Consider the following 21,056-nt stretch of genomic DNA (forward strand, 5'->3'; position numbering starts at 1 on the left):
GCCCGGCCGGAACCGAGGGCGCGCGCGGGACGCCGTCGCAGGCGGTTCAGACGCCTGGGACGAGAGGCGCCGTCGCCCGCTCCAGCCAGAGGGCGGTCTCCGAGGCGAGATCGGCCGACAGGGTCTCGCGGACCCGGCCGTGATAGGCGTCGATCCAGGCGATCTCGGCCGGCGACAGGAGCGCGATCTCGATCAGGCGCCAGTCGTAGGGTGCGAGCGTCAGGGTCTCGAAGCCGAGCATCGGGCGCTCGGCCCCCGCGATCTCGATGTCCCGCACGAGGACGAGGTTCTCCGTGCGGATGCCGTAGGCGCCGGCCCGGTAATAGCCCGGCTCGTTCGAGAGGATCATGCCGGGCTGGAGCACCACGGTCCCGGTCTTGGCGATGCGCTGCGGCCCCTCGTGCACCGAGAGGAAGCTGCCGACGCCGTGGCCGGTGCCGTGGTCGAAGTCGAGGCCCGCCTCCCAGAGGCTCAGGCGGGCGAGCGCGTCGATCTGCGCCCCCGTCGTTCCCTTCGGGAAAACCGCGCGCGAGATCGCGACATGGCCCTTGAGGACGCGGGTGAAGCGGTCCCGCATCTCGGCGCTCGGCTCGCCCACGGCTACGGTGCGGGTGACGTCGGTGGTGCCGTCCCGGTATTGCGCGCCGGAATCGACGAGGAAGAGTTCGCCGGGCTGGACGCGCCGGTCGGTGGCGCGAGTCACCCGGTAGTGGACGATGGCCCCGTTCGGGCCCGAGCCCGAGATCGTCGGGAAGGAGACATCGCGCAACTCGCCGCCGGCCGCGCGAAAATCCTCCAATGCCTCGACGGCCTCAATCTCACCGAGCGCGCCCGCGGCCGCGCGGGCATCGAGCCAGGCGAGGAAGCGGGTCACCGCGAGCCCGTCACGGATATGGGCGGCGCGCGCGCCCGCGATCTCGGCCTCGTTCTTCACCGCCTTCAGGGCGGTGATCGGATCCGGCCCGACATCGGCGACGCCGCCGGCTGCCTCCACCAGATTTTTGAGGGCGGCCGCCCCCGTCGCCGCGTCGAGGCGGATGCGCCCGTTCCCGAGTCCCGCGAGCGCGTCGGCGAAGGCGCCACGGGGTGCGATGTCGGCGAGCCCTTCGAGGGCGCTCCTCACCTCGGGCGCGATCTCGGAGGAGACGAGGAAGAGGCGTGCCCGCCCCTGGCGCGGCACCAGCGCGTAGCCCAGGGCCAGCGGCGTATGCGTCACGTCGCTGCCGCGCAGGTTGAAGGCCCAGGCGAGGTTGTGCGGATCGGAGATCACGAGGGCGTCGCAGCCCGAACCGGAAAGTCCCTCCCGGATCCGCGCGAGCTTGTCCGACGCCCCCTCCCCCGCCAGCGCCTCGGGCTGGAGAACGACCGCGCCGGCGGGCGGGCGCGGGCGGCCCGCCCAGACGGCGTCGACGAGGTTTTCCGCGACCGGGCGCAAGGAGGCGCCGGCCTTGGCCACGGCCCGCTCCAGCCGGGCGACACCGTCCGGCGTGTGCAGCCAGGGATCGTAGCCGAGGATCGCCCCCTGCTTCAGGGCCTCGGCGAGCCACGCCTCGGCCGTCTTCTCGGCGAGCGGCACCGGGGTGATCACGCCCGTATCGACCTGCTCCGGCGCCTGCAGCGTGTAGCGCCCGTCGACGAAGAGCGCCGCCGCATCGGCAAGGACCACGGCGGTGCCGGCCGAGCCCGTGAAACCGGTGAGCCAGGCAAGGCGCTCGGCATGGGCCGGCACGTACTCGGACTGGTGCTCGTCGGCGCGCGGCACCACGAACCCGTCGACCCGCGCCTCGCGCATCGCCGCCCGCAGGGCAGCGATCCGTTCCGGCCCCTTGCGATGGCTCGGGTCATCGAAGGTCTGGAAGCGGTGTCGCGGCTGGGCGGTGGTCATGCGCGAAGGATTCATGCGCGAAGGGTTACGTCGGCGGCCTGCGCCCGGCAACCGGGTTCAGAGCGGGCGCGCGGCCGCCCCGCCGCGGCGGAGGACGAGCGTCGCCCAGCCCTCGATCACGCCCTTCTGCGCGAGGTGGAAGCCCTGGTGCCCGTAGGTCGAGAGCACCCCCGGCACATCGCGCTCGATCAGCCCCGACAGGATCAGCACGCCGCCATCCGCCACGACGGAGGTCAGGGAAGGGGCGAGGCGCTTCAGCGGCCGGGCCAGGATGTTGGCGAACACGACGTCAAACCGGCGCGGGCGATTCGCCAGCGCGTGCTGCACGCCGGGGCCCTGGTAGAGGCGGAGCCAGGGCGTCAGCCCGTTGAGCCGCGCGTTGGCGCGCGCCGTGAGAACCGCTTCCGGGTCGAGGTCACCCGCCACCACGGTGGATCGCAGCACCCGCGCTGCCGCGAAGGCGAGGATGCCGGTGCCGGTGCCGACATCGAGCACGCGGGCCGGGCGGCCGCGCTTCATCGCGGCGACGAGGGCGAGCAGGCAGCCGAGCGTGGTCCCGTGATGCCCCGTGCCGAAGGCGAGTGCCGCTTCGATCTCGATCGGCAGATCGTTGGCGCGAACATGCGCCCGGTCGTGCGCGCCGTGCACGAGGATGCGGCCGGCGCGCACCGGCTTCAGGCCCTCCAGCGAGGCGCGGACCCAATCCTGCTGGTCGATGGTCTGGAAATCCGCGACGTCCGCCTGATCGCCGACGATGGGGCGGATCAGCTCGCGCACCATCTCCTCGTCCGGCGCCTCGGCGAAGTAGGCTTCGAGCCGCCACGTCACTCCGTCCTCCGCCTCGAAGGCGGCCACCGCCGTCTCCGTCGGGTCGAACATCTCGCCGAGGATGTCGGTCATGGCGCGGGCCGACCTTTCGTCCGTGAGGAGGCGCAGGACATGGGTCGGGCGGTGGGGCGGCAGGCCTTCGAGCATGGGCCCGGCTCTAAGCGCCAAAGGCTCGCCTGTCACATGGATTTCGCACCGAGATATGGCTCGCCGCGCACCTGATCCGGCTCGCCGATGCGCTCACGCCGAAGGAGCAGGGCTGGCCGGAAGCGGGGCCGGACGCGCCTGCGTTGAATTTTCGGACCCATTCGTGAGAGAGGGTGCGGAAGACGGCCGCAAGGCTCGAACGGCACCGGATCCCGCGCACCAACATGCCCGCCTATCGCTCCCGCACCACCACCCACGGACGCAACATGGCCGGCGCCCGCGGCCTCTGGCGCGCCACCGGCATGAAGGATTCCGATTTCGGAAAGCCGATCATCGCGGTGGTGAACTCCTTCACGCAATTCGTGCCCGGCCACGTCCATCTGAAGGACCTCGGCCAGCTCGTCGCCCGCGAGATCGAGCAGGCCGGCGGCGTCGCCAAGGAGTTCAACACGATCGCGGTCGATGACGGGATCGCGATGGGCCACGACGGGATGCTTTACTCCCTGCCATCGCGGGAGCTCATCGCCGATTCCGTCGAGTACATGGTCAACGCGCATTGCGCCGACGCCATGGTCTGCATCTCCAATTGCGACAAGATCACACCCGGCATGCTGATGGCGGCGCTGCGCCTCAACATCCCGGTCGTGTTCGTCTCCGGTGGGCCGATGGAGGCCGGCAAGGTCGTGATGAAGGGCGTGACCCGCAAATTCGACCTCGTCGACGCGATGGTCGCGGCGGCCGACGATCGGGTCTCGGACGAGGACGTCGCGGTGATCGAGCGCTCGGCCTGCCCGACCTGCGGCTCGTGCTCGGGCATGTTCACGGCCAACTCGATGAACTGCCTCACCGAGGCGCTGGGGCTGGCGCTGCCCGGCAACGGCTCCGTGCTCGCCACCCACGCCGACCGGCGCCGCCTGTTCGTGGAGGCCGGCCACCTGATCGTCGACCTCGCCCGCCGCCACTACGAGCAGGACGACGCCAGCGTGCTGCCGCGCGCGGTCGCGAGCTTCTCGGCCTTCGAGAACGCGATGACGCTCGACATCGCCATGGGCGGCTCGACGAACACGGTGCTGCATCTCCTCGCCGCCGCGCATGAGGGCCAGGTGCCCTTCACCATGGCCGACATCGACCGACTGTCCCGGCGCGTGCCGGTGCTCTGCAAGGTCGCCCCTGCGGTCGCCGACATCCACATGGAGGACGTGCACCGGGCCGGCGGCATCATGGGCATCCTCGGCGAACTCGACCGCGCGGGCCTCCTCGACACGAGCGTCGGCAACGTCAGCGCCGGGACCTTGAGCGCCGCCCTCGACCGCTGGGACGTGCGCCGCTCGGGCAGCGCCTCGGTCCAGACCTTCTACCGGGCGGCGCCGGGCGGGGTGCCGACCCAGGTCGCCTTCAGCCAGGAATCCCGCTTCGACGAACTCGACCTCGACCGGGAGGCGGGCGTCATCCGGGACGCGGATCACGCCTACTCGCAGGACGGTGGCCTCGCAGTTCTCTACGGCAACCTCGCCGCGGACGGCTGCATCGTGAAGACGGCCGGCGTCGATGCCTCGATCCTCACCTTCGCGGGCACCGCTCACGTCTTCGAGAGCCAGGACGCGGCGGTGGACGGCATCCTCAACGGCCGGGTCAAGGCCGGCGAGGTGGTGCTGATCCGCTACGAGGGTCCGCGCGGCGGCCCCGGCATGCAGGAGATGCTCTACCCGACGAGCTACCTGAAATCGAAGGGCCTCGGCAAAGCCTGCGCCCTCGTGACGGACGGGCGCTTCTCGGGCGGCTCCTCGGGCCTCTCCATCGGCCACGTCTCGCCGGAGGCGGCCGAGGGCGGGCTGATCGGCCTCGTGGAGCAGGGCGACCGGATCGAGATCGACATCCCGAACCGGCGCATCCACCTCGCCGTGGACGAGCCCGAACTCGGCCGCCGCCGAGCCGAGCGCGACGCGGCGGGCTGGCGCCCGGCCGCTCCCCGCAAGCGCAAGGTCAGCACGGCGCTTCGCGCCTACGCGATGCTGGCGACGAGCGCGGCGAAGGGGGCGGTCCGCCACATCCCCGAGGGGTGAGTCGCGAACCTCGGTGGTTCGCCTCGCGGCCGGCCGGGAACCGCCCAAGGATGCGGCAGTTTGTTCATCCTGTGGGCGTAAGCTCGGCCGGAACGGAGAGCGCGGACGGGCGTTCTCGCTGGCTTTCCGCCGAGCCGCGGAGGCTTCTGAGGCTGCGTTCGCGTATGAAGAAGAAACGGTCCGGCCACCGTGAGCCGGTTATCCTCACCACGGAACCCCCGCCCCGTCGTGGGCGACGCCGCAGCGGCCCGCCCGGGAGCGACGGTCTCGACGCGCCGATGCCGGGCCAGTTGCTCGTCCTGCTGAGCCGGCTCCACCGCTCGGAATCGGCCCGCATGCAGGGGGACGACGAAGCGCTGGGCTGATCCTCGCCGCGGACATGGCGTGGGCGAGCGCGATGGCGCTTGTGCGCTCCGTCCCCGCCCCTATCATCCTCGCCGATCCGCCGCCGTCCGGTCGCGGAAACGCAGGGATGAAGGGGCACCCATGACATCGACGCGGCGGATCTGGCTCGCGGGCGCGCTTGCCCTCGCCCTGGGCACCGTCCCCGCGCGGGCGGAGCAGCCGGTCCTCGTCTTTGCCGCGGCGAGCCTGAAGAACGCCGTCGACGACGCGATCTCGGCCTGGCGGACGGAGAGCGGCAAGTCCGCGAAGGCGTCCTACGCCGCCTCGAACGCGCTGGCCAAGCAGATCGAGGCCGGGGCGCCGGCCGACCTCTTCATCTCCGCCGACCTCGCCTGGATGGACTACGCCGAGAAGGCGGGCTCCATCCGGCCCGGCACCCGCGCGAACTTCCTGCGCAACAGCATCGTGCTGGTGGCGCCGAAGGACTCGCCCATCGCCCTCGACCTGAAGCCCGGCCTCGACCTGGCTAAGGTTCTCGGTGACGACAGACTCGCTGTGGGCAACGTCGAGTCGGTGCCGGCCGGCAAGTACGGCCGGGCGGCCCTGAAGGCGCTCGGCGCCTGGGACGGGGTGAAGGACCGGCTTGCCCAGGCCGAGAACGTGCGCGCGGCCCTCCTTCTCGTCTCCCGCGGCGAGGCGCCGCTCGGGATCGTCTACGCCACCGACGCAGCCTCCGACCCGTCCGTGCGCGTCGTGGCGACCTTCCCGGCGGACAGCCACCCGCCGGTCGTCTACCCCCTCGCCATCGTGAAGGAGTCCGCCAATCCGGATGCGGCCTCCTTCCTCGCCTACCTCAAGAGCCCTGCCGCCCACCCCTTCTTCGAGCGCCAGGGCTTCACGGTGCTGGGGCAGGCGGGCGAGCGCTACTGACCCGGCCGGGAACCCGCCATGCTCGGCCTGACGCCCGAGGAATGGGTCGCGCTCTCCCTCAGCCTCAAGGTGGCGAGCGTGGCGACGCTGGCGAGCCTCGTCCCTGGGCTCGCGGTCGCCTGGCTCCTCGCCCGCCGCGACTTCTACGGACGCACCCTCCTCGACGGGCTCGTCCACCTGCCCCTGATCCTGCCGCCTGTGGTGACGGGCTACCTGCTGCTCCTGGCCTTCGGGCGGAAGGGTCCGGCGGGCGCCTTCCTCGCCGAGTTCGGCCTCGTCTTCGCCTTCCGCTGGACGGGGGCGGCGCTGGCCTGCGCGGTGATGGGGTTCCCCTTGATGGTACGGGCGATGCGCCTGTCCCTGGAAGCGGTCGACCGGCGCCTGGAACAGGCGGCCTCGACGCTCGGCGCCAACCCCCTCGCCGTCTTCCTCACGGTGACGCTGCCGCTCAGCCTGCCCGGCATCCTGGCCGGGGCGGTGCTCGCCTTCGCCAAGGCGATGGGCGAGTTCGGCGCCACCATCACCTTCGTCTCGAACATTCCCGGCGAGACCCAGACCCTTCCCTCCGCGATCTACACCCTGACCCAGGTCCCCGGCGGCGAGGGCGGCGCGCTGCGGCTGACCCTCGTCTCGATCCTCGTCTCGATGGGCGCGCTCCTCGCCTCCGACATGCTGGCCCGGCGCGTCAGCCGCCGGCTCGGAGCGGCCTGAGCCCATGACCCTCGCGGTCGACGTGGCGCTCCGGCGCGGCACCTTCTCGCTCGAGGCCGCCTTCACGAGCGGGCCGGGGCTCACCGCCCTGTTCGGCCGCTCGGGGTCGGGCAAGAGCACCCTGATCCACCTGATCGCGGGGCTCGCCCGTCCGGACCGGGGGCGGATCGTGGTCGGCGGGGAGCCCCTCCTCGACACGGACAGGCGGCTCAGCGTGCCGGTGCACCGCCGCCGGATCGCGTGCGTGTTCCAGGAGGCGCGGCTGCTGCCGCACCTGAGCGTGCGCGGCAATCTCGGCTACGGGCGCTTCTTCGCGAGCCGGCGGGCGGGCTTGGGCGCGGATCTCGCCTCGGTCGTCGAGATGCTCGGCATCGGCCATCTGCTCGACCGGCGCCCGGCAGGCCTGTCGGGCGGCGAGACGCAGCGGGTCGCGATCGGCCGTGCGCTCCTGGCGAAGCCCCGCCTCCTCCTGATGGACGAGCCGCTCGCGGCCCTCGACGAGGCCCGCAAGGCCGAGATCCTACCCTATATCGAGCGGCTGCGGGACGAGGCCGGCATCCCCATCGTTTACGTGAGCCACGCGGTGGCCGAGGTGGCGCGGCTCGCCAACACCGTGGTCGTTCTGGAGGGCGGGCGCGTCGCCGCCACCGGGCCGGCCGACACGATCCTGCGCCGGGCCGAGCTCCTGCCCGCCCACGAGGCGGAGGCTGGCGCCCTCCTCGACATGGTGGTGGAGGCGCACGATCTGGCGGGTGGCGTCACGCGCCTCTCGGGCGCGGCCGGCCAACTCGCCGTGCCGCATTTCGGGCGGCCGGTCGGAACCCCTGTACGCGTCCGCCTGCCCGCCCGAGACGTGCTCGTGGCGACGCAGAGGCCGGTGGGGCTGAGCGCCCGCAACATGCTGGCCGGGCGCATCGCCGCGCTGACGCCGATGGGAGACGCCGTGATGGTCGAGATCGCGTGCGGCACCACCGCGATCGCCGCGCGCCTCACGCGCGCATCGGCGCAGGATCTCGGCCTCGTGCCGGGCCTCGCCGTCTACGCCATCGTGAAGAGCGTGGCCCTCGATCCGGCCGGCGTCGGCATCGGGCGGCGCACGCTCGAGATCTGATCGCGATCACGCCGCTCCGTCGACGAAGGCGCGCATCAGGAGGTGCGCGATCGCCATCGGCGGGGGCACGCTCAGGCCCTCCGGATGCGTGCCCGCGATCATCCGGGCGACCTCCGCTCGGTGGAACCAGCGGGCGTCGGCCAGTTCGGCCGGATCGATCGTGATCGTCTCGTCGAGCCCTTCGGCGACGCAGCCGAGCATCAGTGAGGCCGGGAAGGGCCAGGGCTGGGAAGCGAGGTAGCGCACGCCGCCGACCCGAATGCCGGCCTCCTCCCGCGTTTCCCGCCGCACCGCGTCCTCGACCGTCTCGCCGGGCTCCAGGAAGCCGGCGAGGCACGAGTACATCCCCTCCTTGAAACGGGGCGCGCGGCCGAGCAGGCAGGTCTCGCCCCGCCGCACCAGCATGATGACCACCGGGTCGGTGCGCGGGAAATGATGCGTGCCGCAAGCTTGGCAATCGCGCCGGAAGCCGCCCGCCGCGGGGTGGCTCGGCGTGCCGCAATTCGCGCAGAACCCGTTGCGGGCGTGCCAGACGAGCAGGGATTTGGCGGTGGCGAGGAGGCCCAGCTCATCCGCCTCCACGGCGCCCTCGGCGGCAAGGCTGCGCAGGTCGAGGCTGCGGTGGCTTTCCCCGTCCGCAAGTTCGTCGGCCGCCGGCTCGATCGCCGCAGCGAAGACCGGCCGCCCGTCGAAGCGGCCGAGGACGAGGGGCGCGGCGAGGGCAGGCGCGCGCGCCACCATCTCCGGCGTCAGCAGGGCCGTGGCGGGCTCGCGCCGCAGGACCACTCGGTCGCCGGCGAAGAGCACCCACGCAGCGTCCGGCGTGTCGAGGGGCGGCACGGCGCCCTCCCCGGCCTCGGCCGAGTGGCGGCTGAGTCGGCTCTGCGCATAGCCGAGCCGGGCGAGCGAGCCTTCTAGCATGGGGCTCACGCCGCGGCGAAGAGCGCGCCGGCGCGCTCGACGAGCTGAGCACGCGCATGCGGCGGATAGGGCTTGCGCTCACCCTGGCCCCAGACCGGGCCGGGCCAGGCCGGATCGGAGCGGAAGCGGCCGACGACGTGGACGTGGAGCTGCGCCACCACGTTGCCCAGGGCGGCGACGTTGACCTTGTCGGGCCGCGACAACGCCTGCATCACCCCCGTCGCGAGACGGATCTCGTCCCAGAGAAGCGCCGAGTCGGCCTCCCCGAGATCGGTGATCTCGCTGGCGCCCGTACGGCGCGGCACGAGGATGAACCAGGGGAAGCGCGCATCGTCCATCAGCAGGACGGTCGACAGGGCGAGGTCCCCGACCGCGACGGTGTCGGCGGCGAGGCGCGGATCGAGATCGAATTCGGCGTTCATCGCGCCGGCATCTAGGGCAGCGGGCCCGAAGGTGCGAGCCCAAGCGCCACCCCGCGCAGCCGCGAGATCAAATGTCGAAATGCGGGATCGGCCGCTCGCGGCGGCCTGCGTCGAGCGCTTCGGCCTGCCGGCAGAGATCTTCGACCGTCACGGCGTCGAGAGCCGACAGGAAGGCCATTTGCGCCGCCCGGATCGTCGGCTCGATGAGGGCAGCCATGGGAGCGGACGGCGCTTCGTCCTCCTCGACGCAACCCGCGGCGCGCGCGATGTCGCCGACGCTGATCCGCCGCCGCTCCCTGGCGAGTTCGTAGCCGCCGCGCGGGCCGCGCACGCCCTTCAGGAGGCCGTGCCGGACGAGGGCCTGGAGCACAGTCTCGAGGTGGCGCGGCGGCAAGCCATGACGGGCGGCCAGAACCCGGGCGTTGACGGGCTGCGGCCGCGCGTGGAGGGCGATGTCGATCACGGCCGCCGTGGCGAGACGGAGCCGAACGGCTGTTTGGCCGGCCGGCGCGGGGGGCGGATCGGAGCGCATGGTGCTCAGGTGTCCCCTCCTCCGCCGGAGAATGCGCCCTCGGCCCTCAACGCCGTCCGCTCGATCCGAAGCCGCCGCTGCCACGGGCGGAACCCTGGGGCGGCTCGCCGCCACTCTCCGAAACGAAGAGGCGTGGGCGCGTCACCCGGGTGAACACGAGCTGGGCGATGCGGTCGCCCGGCTCGATCCGGATGCCGGGGCCGGGAGCCGGGTTGCGGTTCCAGGCGGAAACGAGGAGCGGGCCTTCGTAATCCGCGTCGATGACGCCGGTGCCGTTGCCCAGGACCAGACCCTCGCGGTGGCCGAATCCGGAGCGGGGCAGCACCAGCCCGCACCAATCGGGATCGCGGATCGCGACGACGATTCCCGCCGGGATCAGGGCGGGCGCGGCCTGCGGCTCGAGGATCATGGGCGCCTCGAGGCACGCGTGGAGATCGAGGCCTGCGGCCGCGGGCGAGCCCCAGCGCGGGAAACCCCATCCCGCGAGCCGCGGGTCGAGGAGGCGGATCGCGACCTCCAGAGCCGGGCTGCTCATGCCCGGCGCGCGTCGATGGCCTCGGCCATCGCAAGGGTGCGGCGCGCCTCGTCGGCGTGCAGGCGCTCGATCATCCGGCCCTGGAAGGGGATCGCGCCGCGCCCCTGGTTCTCCGGCTCGGCGAACGCGCCGAGGATCGCGCGGGCTTCGCCGATGGCGGCCTCGTCCGGCCCGAACACGGTGTTCGCCGTCTCGATCTGGCTCGGATGAATCAGCATCTTGCCGTCGAAGCCGCAATCCCGGCCCTGCTCGCACTCGGCGCGGAGACCGGCCTCGTCCCGGAAGGCGTTGTAGATGCCGTCGATGATGTCGATCTCGTAGGCGCGCGCCGCCGCGACAGCGCTCATCAGCCAGGGCATCAGCGCCGGCCGTCCCGGCACCCCGAGGCGGACCCGGCTCGCCTGGGCGAGGTCGTTGGGCCCGAGAACGAGGCACGCGAGCCGCGTATCGACATCGCGGGCGGCGCTGGCGATTGCGCCGATCTCCAGGATGGCGAGCGGACTCTCGATCATCGCCCAGACCCGCAGGGGGCCGGGGGCCCCGAGCCGGCGCAGGCGGGAGCCCACCGCGACGAGGTCGTCAGGACGATTGACCTTCGGCACCACGATCGCGTCCGGAGCGGCAGGTGCGACCGCGGCGAGATCCGCCTCGCCCCAGGGCGTCTCGAGGGCGTTCACCCGTACCACCACCTCGCGCCGCCCGAAGCGGCGGCCGGCGACGGCCTCGGCCACGAGACCGCGCGCCTGATCCTTCGCCTCGGGCGCCACGGCGTCCTCGAGGTCGAGCATCACGACGTCGGCGGGAAGCCCTGCAGCCTTCTCCAGCATGCGCGCGCTCGACCCCGGCAGGGACAGGACGCTGCGACGGGGGCGGATCTCGGTCATGGGGGGCGCCTCCTCCTCGCCGGGTAGCCCGCCGGCCGCTTCGCCGATACCGTCCCGCGCAACCCGATTCAAGGATCGGCCGGGGTTGCGGGGGAGAGCATGGCGCGCTGGATCGCGGGTCTCGACGGCTGCCGCGGCGCCTGGGCGGGCGCGCTCCTCGACCTCGACGATCCGGGGGCTTGGCGCGTCGCGCTCTTTCCGAGCATCGCCGCGCTCCTCGACGGGGCGGAGGCGCCCCGCATCGTCGGCATCGACGTGCCGATCGGCCTTCCGGACCGGGTCGAAGGGGGCGGGCGCGTCGCCGACCGCGCGGCGCGAGCCCTGCTCGGTCCCGGCGGACGGTCCAGCGTCTTTCCGGTGCCGCCGCGTGCGGCCGTCTATGCGGAGACCTACGAGGAGGCGAAGGCGCTCTCGCGCGCCGCGAGCGAGCCGCCCTTCGCACCCTCGATCCAGTGCTGGAACATCCTCCGCTACGTGCGGGAGGCGGACGGGCTGCTGCGGTCGCGGCCGGGCGTCGCCGCCCGCCTGCGCGAGGTCCACCCTGAAGTGGCCTTCCGCTGTCTCAACGCAGGGCAGCCTCTCGCCGGCGCCAAGAAGGGGCCGGCGCGGCAAAGGGGGCTCGAAGAGCGGCGCGAGCTCCTGCTGGCGGCGGGCCTGCCTGCGGCCCTGGTCCACTCGCCGCGGCCACGCGGGGTCGGCGCCGACGACCACCTCGACGCGATGGCGGGCCTCGTCGTCGCCCGCGACATCCTCGAGGGCCGCGCTGTCCCGCTGCCCGACCCGCCGGGGCGCGACGCCTACGGGCTGCCGGTCGTGATCTGGGCGCCGCGGGGCTTGTCGCCGCGACAGGCCGCGCGCGAAGCTGCTATGCGGGAGGCATGAGCGAACCGACCGACGACGCGCCGCCGCTGCGCCATATTGCCCGCGCCCTGGTCTTCGACCCGGCCGACCGCCTGCTCCTCATCGCCTACGAGTCGGTGCGGCTGATCGATCCGACGAGGCCGGAGGATCGGTCCTTCTGGTTCATGCCGGGCGGAGGCCTCGAAACCGGCGAGACGCACGAGCAGGCCTGCCGGCGGGAGCTCGAGGAGGAGATCGGCGTCGCCGACGCGCCGATCGGCCCGCTGGTCGCCACCTGCGACGGGCCCTTCCACCTGTTCCGGAAGCCACGCGATGCGCGCGAGCGCTACTTCCTCGTGCGCCTGCCCTCGGACCGCATCGACACGGTCCGGCTCGCGGAAACGGAGGACAATCCGGTCCTCGGCACCCGCTGGTGGAGCCTCTCCGACCTGGAGGCGACCGAGGAACGCATCGAGCCGGCGGGACTGGCGGCCCTCGTCCGGCGCATTCTCGCCGGGGATATCCCTGCCGTTCCGGTCACGTTGTCGTGGCGGGATGCTTGAGTCGGCAACGCCGTCGAGACATGGCAGTTACATCGCCGCCATTCTGACACGTCGCAACGGCCGGAGAGACGCATGATGTTCCCCGAATCCTTGACCACGGGCTATCGCTCCTTCCTCGAGAACCGCTTCCCGAACGAGAGCCGGCGCTATGCCCAGCTCGCCAAGACGCAGGAGCCCGACGTGCTGGTCATCGGCTGCTGCGACAGCCGCGTGTCGCCGGAGGTGATCTTCGATGTGGGTCCGGGCGAGCTGTTCGTGATCCGCAACGTCGCCAACATCGTGCCGCCCTGCGAGACGGGCGGCGAGTATCACGGCACCTCGGCGGCGATCGAGTTCGCCGTGCAGGCGCTGGAGGTGAAGCACATCGTCGTGCTCGGCCACGCCACCTGCGGCGGCATCAAGGCATTCGCCAACAAGGCCAAGCCCCTCTCGCCCGGCAACTTCATCGGCAAGTGGGTCTCCCTGGTCGAGCCGGCCGAGAAGAAGGCGGGCGATTCATCCGCGCCCGACTACCTCACCCGCATGGAGCACGCGATGGTGAGCCAGAGCATCGAGAACCTCATGACCTTCCCCTTCGTGCGCGAGCGCGTCGAGGCCGGGACCTTGCAGTTGCACGGTGCACATTTCGGCGTTGCGACCGGCGAGCTCCTCGTGCGCGACCCGGGCACGGGCGATTTCGCGCCGATCACCGACCGGGACGGCCAGAGCCTGCGCCCGTCAGCCCTGATCAACTGCACCTGAGGCAGGCGCCACATACGAGAACGGCGGGCTCTCGCCCGCCGTTCTCCCCGATTGAGCAGCGGAGACCCGCCACCGGCCTATCGATCATTCGCGGATCAGCGGGCGCCGGGAAGGCGCTGCGCCATCGCGTAGTGTTGCTCGAGCACCGGCAGGGCCTGCTGGGCATAGTTGCGGAGCGCCGGGTTCGGACCTGAGGCTGCGTAAGCCTGAGTCACGGCGATCGTCTGCTGGTGAGCCATCACCTGCTGACGGCCGTAGAGGCGGTCGAAGCGCGGGCCGGGCGGGGTCGAGGAGAGTTCGGCGAGCATCGCCTGCTGCTCCGGGTTCGGCGGCACGATCGTGGTGCCGGCCGTGGCGTCGACGTCGCCCGTCGCCACGCGGCTGCCGACCGCCGCGCCGCGTGCCGCACCGGCGCCGATGCCCTCGACACCGCCGACCGGACCACCCGCAAGGGTGCCGCCGACCGCGCCGGCTGCAGCGCCCGTGGCCGCACCGACCGCACCGCCGGCCACCGCCAGGGGCGCCTCGATCAGACCGCCGACCGGGCCGCCGCCCGCGACGTAGTTCCGCTCGCCGCCCGCCAGCGCAACGTTGGCGGCGCGGTGATCGCTGATCGCGTGCTGCGCGAAGGTGCGGACAGCCGGGTTGCGCGACTTGGACAGCGCGATCTGGCTCGACTGGATCTCGAAGGCATTGGCCTGCATGGCCTGGAGGCGGAAGTCGCCGACACCCTGGGCCATCGCCGGAGTGGCGAGAGCTGTCATCAGGGCGGACATGGCAACGTACTTCTTCAACATAAGCGACCTCGATCTCAGATATTCGACGTGAGCGTTCAGCCACGATGGTCGGTGACCAATCGAGGCTGTCGCCTGCACTTCACGCCGTCAACGAGGACTTCTCAGCTTTGTTCCTGGACACGGTGGGTCGATTTTCACAGAATCGTGGGCAAGACTTGGCCGTTGTCATCCCGCCTCGGTGCTGAGCTTGGCGATTGCCTGAGCACTTGCTCATGGAGCGCCCTCACCCTTGTGAAAATCCGTGTGCGTGCCCTTGGTCCACGAGTTCCACGACGGGAGGAAGCGCTCTAGCATCGGCGCGCGAGCGCACGATGCGGCCGAACTCCCGGGCGGCTGCGCCCCGCCGCCCGCGCCGGTATGGAGTTCACGGTGATGAAGACGCTTCTCGTACCCGTCGCCCTGCACGACACCCTACCCTCCGTGTTCGCCACCGCGACGCTTGTCGCGCGCCGTTTCGGCAGCCTGATCGAGGGGGTGTCCCTGCGCCCCGCGCTGGCAGAGTACGTGCCCGTCGACATGGTCGGCGGCATGACGTGGCTGCGCGACGAGGAGGCCGACCGCGCCGAGGCCGAAGAGGCGGGTGAGCACTTCATCGCGGCGATGGAGGCGGCCGCGATCCCGCGCCACCCGCGCGATGGCCTCTGCGTCCCCGAGAACGTCGCAGGCTGCGGCCCGCGCTACCGCTGGCGGCAGGACGTGCCGGCAGGCGACGCCTTCCTCGGCCAGTATGCCCGGCTGTTCTCTGCCACCGTCGTCGGACGCCCGGGATCGGAGGATTCCTCGCCCCGCATGGCGACCTTCGAGACCGCCTTGTTCGAGGGCGGGCGGCCGATCCTGCTGGCCCCGCCTTTGGCACCCGCAAGCCTCGGCGAGGCCGTGCTGATCGCGTGGAACGGGTCGACCGAGACGGCCCGAGCGGTCGCCTTCGCGATGCCGTTCCTTCTCCAAGCCAAACGCATCCTCGTCCTCAGCGTCGAGGGCGGCACCGTGCCGGGGCCGAGCGCGGAAGACCTCGCACAGTCGCTGGCCTGCGAAGGCATCGCCGCCAGCCATCGCGCTCTGCCGGCCGGGCGCCGGACGCCGGGCGAAACCGTCCTCACCGAAGCGAAGGAGTTCGGCGCGGACCTCCTCATCAAAGGCGCCTACACGCAGAGCCGCTTGAGGCAGATGATCTTCGGCGGCCCGACGAGTCACGTCCTCGCCCATGCCGACCTGCCGGTGCTACTGGCCCATTGAGCGGTCTGTGCGCGAATCCGTGAACGTACGGTGCGGAACCGAGGCCCGCCGCCCCCGTTGCCGGTGACCCTGGCCAAGCTAACCTGGCCGCGCCGCAAGCTTGGCCCGAACCCGATGCGCACGATTCTCTCCGCCGTATTCCTCCTCGGCCTCACCGCCGCCGCTCTGGCCGATGCGACCGAGAATGTCGGCACGCGCTATCGCGGCACCGTCGAGAAGCGGGACGGCGACCTCCTCACCCTGCGGCTGCACTCGGGGGAGTCCCTGACCCTCCGCATGAACGATACGACGCGCCTCCTCACCGCGACGCCGGCCAACATCCGCGACATCAAGCCGGAGAGCTACCTGAGCGCGATCTCGACCCCTGAATGCGGCTCCGCACGCAGGGCCGAGACCGTGACCATCTACGCGCCGGACCTGCGCGGCTGGTTCGCCGGCAGCCGCCCCTGGGACACGGTGGCGAGCGCGGTGCTGACCGGCGGCTGGATCGCGGATCTCTCGGACGCGGATCCGCGCCGGGTCGTGCTGAGCTACGAGGGCGGCACGACGACCCTGGCGCTCCCCCCCGACGCGACGGCCACGCAGATCACGCGGGGCGAGAAGGCTCTCCTCACCGGCGGCGCGGCGGTGACGGCGTTCGTGGCGCCGGACGAGGCTGGCAAGCCTGTCGCCGAGATCATCGCGGTCGGCCGTCGCGGCGCGACACCGAACCTGTAGCGCGTTTCGCAGCCTCAGCTCTGACGGGCTCCCGATCAAGGCTGCGTGCGGGGCACGGTATCGATGGCAGTTTTTGCCTGCTGACGGTGTTGCCCGTACTGGTTGAGACGATCCCGTCTTCAAGCTCGCTTAACGTGCAGACTGGCATCATCCTGCCGATCGAGCGGATGACGGCATGGGCGCTGAGTTTCACAGATTCCGGCATGCGCCAGGCAGCGCGGAGGCGGCCGGTCGCGGCGTCCCAGAGGCGGGACCGCCCTTCGTCCCGATTCTGGCCTCGGGGATGCCGCTGCAGCTCGTGCTGGCCCTGCGCCCCCTCGGCTGCGACACGCCGGTCCTCCCGGCCGCGCAATGGCCCGACCTGCCGGCCCGCGCGGCCGATCTCCTGATCGTGGATGGTGACGGCCTCGACGGGGCCGCACTTCTGCGCGCGATCCGCGCCCATCCGGCCCATGGGCACATCCCGGTCCTGCTCGTCGCCTCGGGCGAGGCGCGCGCGCTTCGCCGCGTCGCCGTCGAGGCCGGCGCGACCGACGTCTTGGTGCGGCCCGTCGATCCCCTCGATCTCCAGATCCGGGCCCGGACGCTGATCGATCTCACCCGCGCGCGCCTCGCGGCGGACAAGACGGCCAGCCTGATGGACCGGCACGTCGCGGGAATCCGCGCCGAATCCGAGTCTCGCGAGAGGGAGATCATCCAGCGGTTGATGCTCGCGGCCGAGTTCCGCGACGATCAGGCGGGCGATCACCTGACGCGCGTCGCAGGCTGCGCCATCGCCATCGCGGAAGGCCTCGGTCTGTCGGAGGCGGCCGCGAACGACATCGCCCTCGCCTCCACGATGCACGACATCGGCAAGATCGGCATTCCCGACAGCATCCTGCTCAAGGCAGGACCGCTGACCGACGGGGAGCGGGAGGAGATGAAGCGGCATGCCGAGCGCGGATACCGCATGCTGCACGATTCCCCCTCGCGACTTCTCCAGCTCGCTTCGGAGATCGCCCTGACCCACCACGAGCGCTGGGACGGCACCGGCTATCCGAGAGGGCTGTGCAGCGCCGATATCCCGCTTTGCGGACGCATCATCGCCGTAGCGGACGTGTTCGATGCGCTCATCTCCGAGCGGGTCTACAAGGCGGCCTGGCCGTTGGAGAAGGCGCGGGCCTACCTCGTGGAGCATCGGGGCAGCCATTTCGATCCGGCCTGCGTCGACGCCTTCCTGTCCCGCTGGGACGACATCGTCGGGCTGATGCGCGACCGCCCGGCGGGCGCAGGGCTGGCCTGACGGCGAGGCTACACGCCGTCAGGCGTCTCGCGCAGGCCGAAGCGCGCGATGCAGGTCTCGAGGCGGATCGCGGCGTTGATCAGCGCCATGTGCGTGAAGCCCTGAGGCGTGTTCCCGCGCTGCTCGCCGCTCGCCGCGTCAATCTCCTCCGCGAACAGCCCGACATCGTTGCCGCGCGCGATCAGGCGCTCGAAGATCGCCTTCGCCCTGTCGGTGCGGCCCGCGAGCGCGAGGCAGCTGACGCGCCAGAAGGCGCAGGGCGTGAAGGTCGCCTCGCGCCCCTCCAACCCATCGGGCATCCGGTAGCGGTAGATCAGGTCCCCCTCTCCGAGTTCGCGCTCGATCGCGGCGAGCGTCGAGAGCATGCGCGGATCGTCGGCGTCGATCGCTCCGAACAGGACGACCCGCATCACGGCTGCGTCGAGGTCGCCCGTCTCGTAGGTACCGACGAAGGCCTGCTTCTCCTCGTTCCAGGCACGGTCGAGGTAATCCGCCCGGATCTCCGCGGCAGCCGCCTCCCAGGCGGCGATCTTCTCCGCCGGGACGCCCTCGATGTTGCGCCCGATCCGTGCCGCGTTGTCGAGCGCCACCCAGATCATCGCCTTGGTGTGTGTCTGGTGGCGCTGCTCCGTCCGCAACTCCCAGATGCCGTGGTCCGGTTCGTCGCGACAGGCGAGCGCCCGGGCCGTGAGGTTGTCGAGCACCTCGGGCAGGCGGTCGTTCACCTTCTCGGGCGGATCGTAGTTCACGGCCTCCAGGAATCCGCACAGGGCACGCATCAGCTCGCCGTAGATGTCGTGCTGTTGCTGAAGGATCGCGGCGTTGCCGATCAGCACCGGACCGACGTTCCGCCAGCCCGAGAGATGGTGCAACGGCTCCTCCGGCGGCGGCTTGCCGGCGATGCCGTAGAGGAGGCGGGTGTGGCGCCCGAAGCTCCCGTCGGCCTCGCGCAGGAAGCGCAGGAACTCGGCGGCCTCGCGCACGTAGCCGAGCATCACGAAGGCGGTGACGGTGAAGCTCGCGTCCCGCATCCAGGTGAAGCGGTAATCGTAATTGCGGTTGCCCGGCACCGCTTCCGGCAGGCCTGCGGTCGCGGCGGCGACGATGGCCCCGCTCGGCGCGTAGGTGAGGAGCTTGAGGCACAGCGCCGAGCGCAGCACCGCCTCCCGATAGGGGCCGCGGTAGGTGCAGCGGTCGCTCCACCGGGTCCAGTAATCGACCGTCCGGTCGAGGCAGCCGCGCGCGCCCTCGAGATCCTCGATCGCGGCTGCCTGCCCGTCCTCGCCGTGCGTGAGGATGAGGTAGAGCGTCTCGCCCGCCGAGAGCGCGAAGGTGCAATCCGCCGCCTCGCCGCGCACGGCGAGCGGGTGCGACGCGCTCGCCCGCAGGCGCTGGTCACCGGCCTCGAACAGGACGGTGCCGGCCTCCGGCCGCGGCGTGCAGGAGCGGCGAGCGTAGTCGAAGGTCGGGCGCACGGTGAAGCGGCCACTGACCCTGCCCTCGTCACAGGTCAGGAGGCGGATCAGCCGACTCTGTCCCTCGCCGTCGGGACCCTCGTCGGGCTCGGCCGCAGGCGGGTTCACCGGCATCAGATCGGTCAGGCGGGCGCTACCGGTCACTGTCGCGAAGCTCGTCTCCAGGACGTTGGTGCCCGGCAGGTAGCGGCGCCCGATTTCGGAGCGGCCGTCGAGGTCCAGGGTGCAGGCACCCCCCTTCACGTCGTCGAGCAGGCGCAGGAACAAGGCCGGTGAGTCGTGGCGTGGCCAGCATAGCCAGTCGACGGAGCCGTCGCGCGCGATCAGAGCGTTCGCGTGGGTGTCGCCGACGATGGCGTAGTCGCTGATGGGCTTCGGCAAGGGGCTGGTGCTCGCAAGAAGAACGAGCACGAGGTAGCGCCGCCGGACCAGGGTTCGATGCGGATCGACAATCTGCCACACACGCCTTCCCCGGCCCGCGAAGGTGCTGGCGAGAACTCATGGCCGGGCAGGTAGATGCCGGCGATCCGGGCAGATTGGCATCCTGCGATGCAATACTGCCACAGGATTCGGCAAGATGATTGCTTCCTGTGCAGATGCCGTCGCGCTCACAGACTCGGTCAGACGGCTCTGTGACACCCGGCCCTCCCTCCGATCGCTACATCGCCTGAACACCAACGAATCCTGCCTGTCCAACCGGCACTGATTGCACACCAGAAAGGCACCACGCCGCATCGAGCGGCAGGGTTGCCGACCGAGAGGCCCTTCATGCACTTCCTCGTCCGACGCGGGCTTCCCGGCCTCGCGCTGCCCCTTTTATTCACGAGCCCGAGCTTCGCCGCCGCAGGCTCGATCGACAGCGGTCAGGTCGCCTGGATCCTCACCGCCTCCGCCCTCGTCCTGTTCATGACCCTGCCCGGCCTCGCCCTGTTCTACGGAGGCCTCGTCCAAGCACGGAACGTCCTCTCCGTGCTGATGCAGTGCTTCGCGATCTGCTGCATCGCCTCGCTGCTGTGGGCGATCTGCGGCTACAGCCTCGCCTTCGACGGCGGGGGACCGCTGATCGGCACCCTCAACAAGGCCTTCCTCGCCCATCTCGACGCGGTGCGGGCGCCTACCCTCCTGCCGGAGAGCGTGTTCGCGCTCTACCAGATGACCTTCGCGGTGATCACGCCCGCGCTCATCATCGGCGCTTTCCCCGAGCGGGTCGCCTTTCCGTTCGTGGCGCTGTTCTCGGCGCTCTGGCTGATGCTCGTCTACGTGCCCGTCGCCCACTGGATCTGGGGCGGCGGCTGGCTCGCGGGCCTCGGCACCCTGGATTTCGCCGGCGGCATCGTCGTCCACACGACGGCGGGCGTCTCGGCACTTCTGCTCGCGGTGATGGTGGGCAAACGCCGGGGCTTCCCCGCGACGCTGCTGCCGCCGCACAGCCCCGGCATGACCATGACGGGAGCGGGCATGCTCTGGGTCGGCTGGTTCGGCTTCAACGGCGGCAGCGCCCTCTCCGCGGACGGCAGCGCGGCGAACGCGATCCTGGCCACGCACCTCTCGGCGGCAGCCGGGGCTCTGGCCTGGACGGCGGCGGAGTGGGTGAAGATCCGCAAGCCGACCTCGATCGGCATCGTCACCGGCTGCATCGCGGGCCTCGCCACGATCACGCCGGCGGCGGGCTTCGTCTCGCCCGGTGCGGCGATGGTCATCGGGACCGCGGGTGGCCTCGTCTGCTTCTACGCGACGCTGTTCGTGAAGCAGCGGCTCGCCATCGACGATTCCCTCGACGTCTTCGCCGTGCACGGGGTCGGCGGCATGCTGGGCTCGCTGCTGCTCGCGGTCTTCGCCCTGCCGGAACTGGGCGGGGCCGGCCTCGGCGAGGGCGGCACGGTCCTGCGCCAGCTCGGGGTGCAGGCTCTGGCGATCGGGGTGACGGCCCTGTGGTCCCTCGTCGTCACCTTCGGACTGACCCGGCTGCTCGGCGCGGTGACGCCGCTGCGAGTCGACGCGGAGGCGGAATACGAAGGGCTCGACATCGCGAGCCACGGCGAGCGGGCCTACGAATATACCTGAGGCCGCCATCCCGCCGAGGACGGGGCG

At 71.5% G+C, this 21,056-nt stretch carries 20 protein-coding genes; 11 read left to right on the forward strand and 9 right to left on the reverse strand.

Annotated elements, in window-relative coordinates:
• Nucleotides 1-46: 46 nt before the first annotated feature.
• Both E1J50_RS01945 and E1J50_RS01950 read right to left on the reverse strand, forming a co-directional pair.
• On the reverse strand, nt 47-1,885 hold the full coding sequence (locus E1J50_RS01945) for an aminopeptidase P family protein (protein WP_132249858.1): 1,839 nt from the start codon (nt 1,883-1,885) through the stop codon (nt 47-49).
• A 57-nt stretch (nt 1,886-1,942) separates the two neighbouring features.
• On the reverse strand, nt 1,943-2,860 hold the full coding sequence (locus E1J50_RS01950) for a 50S ribosomal protein L11 methyltransferase (protein WP_132249860.1): 918 nt from the start codon (nt 2,858-2,860) through the stop codon (nt 1,943-1,945).
• Nucleotides 2,861-3,084: 224 nt separating this feature from the next.
• On the opposite strand from E1J50_RS01950, the gene ilvD reads away from it, so the two are divergent.
• The 4 genes from ilvD (at nt 3,085) to modC (ending at nt 8,020) form a co-directional block, all read left to right on the forward strand.
• Nucleotides 3,085-4,923: a dihydroxy-acid dehydratase gene (ilvD, locus tag E1J50_RS01955; RefSeq protein WP_132249930.1), complete on the forward strand. Its 1,839-nt coding sequence runs from the start codon at nt 3,085-3,087 to the stop codon at nt 4,921-4,923.
• A gap of 486 nt (nt 4,924-5,409) precedes the next feature.
• Entirely contained in the window at nt 5,410-6,198 is a 789-nt protein-coding gene (gene modA / locus E1J50_RS01960; RefSeq protein WP_132249862.1) for a molybdate ABC transporter substrate-binding protein, read from the forward strand.
• Between the two features lie 18 nt (nt 6,199-6,216).
• Nucleotides 6,217-6,909, forward strand: a complete 693-nt coding sequence (gene modB, locus E1J50_RS01965; RefSeq protein WP_132249864.1) for a molybdate ABC transporter permease subunit — start codon at nt 6,217-6,219, stop codon at nt 6,907-6,909.
• Nucleotides 6,910-6,913: 4 nt separating this feature from the next.
• Entirely contained in the window at nt 6,914-8,020 is a 1,107-nt protein-coding gene (modC, locus tag E1J50_RS01970) for a molybdenum ABC transporter ATP-binding protein (RefSeq protein ID WP_132249866.1), read from the forward strand.
• 6 nt (nt 8,021-8,026) lie between these two features.
• Here the strand turns inward: modC and nudC are convergent, their stop codons facing one another.
• From nudC to E1J50_RS01995, 5 genes are all read right to left on the reverse strand, one after another.
• On the reverse strand, nt 8,027-8,941 hold the full coding sequence (nudC, locus tag E1J50_RS01975) for an NAD(+) diphosphatase (protein ID WP_132249868.1): 915 nt from the start codon (nt 8,939-8,941) through the stop codon (nt 8,027-8,029).
• 5 nt (nt 8,942-8,946) lie between these two features.
• Nucleotides 8,947-9,363, reverse strand: a complete 417-nt coding sequence (locus E1J50_RS01980) for an HIT domain-containing protein (RefSeq protein WP_132249870.1) — start codon at nt 9,361-9,363, stop codon at nt 8,947-8,949.
• A 67-nt stretch (nt 9,364-9,430) separates the two neighbouring features.
• A complete protein-coding gene (locus E1J50_RS01985; RefSeq protein ID WP_132249872.1) occupies nt 9,431-9,895 on the reverse strand; it encodes an RrF2 family transcriptional regulator in 465 nt (154 codons plus the stop codon).
• 46 nt (nt 9,896-9,941) lie between these two features.
• Nucleotides 9,942-10,430 carry a dUTP diphosphatase gene (gene dut / locus E1J50_RS01990; RefSeq protein WP_132249874.1) on the reverse strand — a complete coding sequence of 163 codons (489 nt, stop codon included), beginning with the start codon at nt 10,428-10,430 and terminating at the stop codon, nt 9,942-9,944.
• A complete protein-coding gene (locus E1J50_RS01995; protein WP_132249876.1) occupies nt 10,427-11,314 on the reverse strand; it encodes an HpcH/HpaI aldolase/citrate lyase family protein in 888 nt (295 codons plus the stop codon). Before E1J50_RS01995 ends, dut begins: the two co-directional genes overlap by 4 nt.
• Before the next feature lie 99 nt (nt 11,315-11,413).
• On the opposite strand from E1J50_RS01995, the gene E1J50_RS02000 reads away from it, so the two are divergent.
• From E1J50_RS02000 to E1J50_RS02010, 3 genes are all read left to right on the forward strand, one after another.
• Entirely contained in the window at nt 11,414-12,196 is a 783-nt protein-coding gene (locus tag E1J50_RS02000; RefSeq protein WP_132249878.1) for a DUF429 domain-containing protein, read from the forward strand.
• Nucleotides 12,193-12,717 carry an NUDIX hydrolase gene (locus E1J50_RS02005; protein WP_132249880.1) on the forward strand — a complete coding sequence of 175 codons (525 nt, stop codon included), beginning with the start codon at nt 12,193-12,195 and terminating at the stop codon, nt 12,715-12,717. Before E1J50_RS02000 ends, E1J50_RS02005 begins: the two co-directional genes overlap by 4 nt.
• A 75-nt stretch (nt 12,718-12,792) precedes the next feature.
• The gene (locus E1J50_RS02010) at nt 12,793-13,458 is read left to right on the forward strand and encodes a carbonic anhydrase (protein WP_132249932.1); all 666 of its coding nucleotides are present in this window, start codon (nt 12,793-12,795) and stop codon (nt 13,456-13,458) included.
• A gap of 95 nt (nt 13,459-13,553) precedes the next feature.
• Here E1J50_RS02010 and E1J50_RS02015 read toward each other — a convergent pair whose 3' ends face one another.
• On the reverse strand, nt 13,554-14,255 hold the full coding sequence (locus tag E1J50_RS02015) for a DUF4142 domain-containing protein (protein WP_132249882.1): 702 nt from the start codon (nt 14,253-14,255) through the stop codon (nt 13,554-13,556).
• Between the two features lie 372 nt (nt 14,256-14,627).
• Between E1J50_RS02015 and E1J50_RS02020 the strand changes: the two genes are divergently transcribed.
• From E1J50_RS02020 to E1J50_RS02030, 3 genes are all read left to right on the forward strand, one after another.
• A complete protein-coding gene (locus E1J50_RS02020; RefSeq protein WP_132249884.1) occupies nt 14,628-15,491 on the forward strand; it encodes a universal stress protein in 864 nt (287 codons plus the stop codon).
• A 114-nt stretch (nt 15,492-15,605) separates the two neighbouring features.
• Nucleotides 15,606-16,208 carry a hypothetical protein gene (locus tag E1J50_RS02025; protein ID WP_132249886.1) on the forward strand — a complete coding sequence of 201 codons (603 nt, stop codon included), beginning with the start codon at nt 15,606-15,608 and terminating at the stop codon, nt 16,206-16,208.
• Between the two features lie 283 nt (nt 16,209-16,491).
• Complete coding sequence (locus tag E1J50_RS02030; RefSeq protein WP_132249888.1) at nt 16,492-17,490, forward strand: HD-GYP domain-containing protein; 999 nt, start codon at nt 16,492-16,494, stop codon at nt 17,488-17,490.
• An 8-nt stretch (nt 17,491-17,498) separates the two neighbouring features.
• Here the strand turns inward: E1J50_RS02030 and E1J50_RS02035 are convergent, their stop codons facing one another.
• Nucleotides 17,499-19,346 carry a glycoside hydrolase family 15 protein gene (locus tag E1J50_RS02035; RefSeq protein WP_132249890.1) on the reverse strand — a complete coding sequence of 616 codons (1,848 nt, stop codon included), beginning with the start codon at nt 19,344-19,346 and terminating at the stop codon, nt 17,499-17,501.
• A gap of 387 nt (nt 19,347-19,733) precedes the next feature.
• On the opposite strand from E1J50_RS02035, the gene E1J50_RS02040 reads away from it, so the two are divergent.
• Nucleotides 19,734-21,029, forward strand: coding sequence for an ammonium transporter (locus tag E1J50_RS02040; RefSeq protein WP_132249892.1), 1,296 nt, complete (start codon nt 19,734-19,736; stop codon nt 21,027-21,029).
• Nucleotides 21,030-21,056 lie beyond the last annotated feature (27 nt).

This window comes from Methylobacterium segetis (genome assembly GCF_004348265.1).
Taxonomy (GTDB): domain Bacteria; phylum Pseudomonadota; class Alphaproteobacteria; order Rhizobiales; family Beijerinckiaceae; genus Methylobacterium; species Methylobacterium segetis.

Coding starts and splice junctions, on each gene's coding strand:
- E1J50_RS02020 (WP_132249884.1), top strand. CDS start 14,628: ATGAAGACGCTTCTCGTACCCGTCGCCCTGCACGACACCCTACCCTCC.
- modB (WP_132249864.1), top strand. CDS start 6,217: ATGCTCGGCCTGACGCCCGAGGAATGGGTCGCGCTCTCCCTCAGCCTC.
- E1J50_RS02010 (WP_132249932.1), top strand. CDS start 12,793: ATGTTCCCCGAATCCTTGACCACGGGCTATCGCTCCTTCCTCGAGAAC.
- nudC (WP_132249868.1), bottom strand. CDS start 8,941: ATGCTAGAAGGCTCGCTCGCCCGGCTCGGCTATGCGCAGAGCCGACTC.
- E1J50_RS02040 (WP_132249892.1), top strand. CDS start 19,734: ATGCACTTCCTCGTCCGACGCGGGCTTCCCGGCCTCGCGCTGCCCCTT.
- E1J50_RS02015 (WP_132249882.1), bottom strand. CDS start 14,255: ATGTTGAAGAAGTACGTTGCCATGTCCGCCCTGATGACAGCTCTCGCC.
- E1J50_RS01950 (WP_132249860.1), bottom strand. CDS start 2,860: ATGCTCGAAGGCCTGCCGCCCCACCGCCCGACCCATGTCCTGCGCCTC.
- E1J50_RS02005 (WP_132249880.1), top strand. CDS start 12,193: ATGAGCGAACCGACCGACGACGCGCCGCCGCTGCGCCATATTGCCCGC.
- E1J50_RS01985 (WP_132249872.1), bottom strand. CDS start 9,895: ATGCGCTCCGATCCGCCCCCCGCGCCGGCCGGCCAAACAGCCGTTCGG.
- E1J50_RS01980 (WP_132249870.1), bottom strand. CDS start 9,363: ATGAACGCCGAATTCGATCTCGATCCGCGCCTCGCCGCCGACACCGTC.
- E1J50_RS02030 (WP_132249888.1), top strand. CDS start 16,492: ATGCCGCTGCAGCTCGTGCTGGCCCTGCGCCCCCTCGGCTGCGACACG.
- E1J50_RS02025 (WP_132249886.1), top strand. CDS start 15,606: ATGCGCACGATTCTCTCCGCCGTATTCCTCCTCGGCCTCACCGCCGCC.
- ilvD (WP_132249930.1), top strand. CDS start 3,085: ATGCCCGCCTATCGCTCCCGCACCACCACCCACGGACGCAACATGGCC.
- dut (WP_132249874.1), bottom strand. CDS start 10,430: ATGAGCAGCCCGGCTCTGGAGGTCGCGATCCGCCTCCTCGACCCGCGG.
- E1J50_RS01995 (WP_132249876.1), bottom strand. CDS start 11,314: ATGACCGAGATCCGCCCCCGTCGCAGCGTCCTGTCCCTGCCGGGGTCG.
- E1J50_RS01945 (WP_132249858.1), bottom strand. CDS start 1,885: ATGACCACCGCCCAGCCGCGACACCGCTTCCAGACCTTCGATGACCCG.
- modC (WP_132249866.1), top strand. CDS start 6,914: ATGACCCTCGCGGTCGACGTGGCGCTCCGGCGCGGCACCTTCTCGCTC.
- modA (WP_132249862.1), top strand. CDS start 5,410: ATGACATCGACGCGGCGGATCTGGCTCGCGGGCGCGCTTGCCCTCGCC.
- E1J50_RS02000 (WP_132249878.1), top strand. CDS start 11,414: ATGGCGCGCTGGATCGCGGGTCTCGACGGCTGCCGCGGCGCCTGGGCG.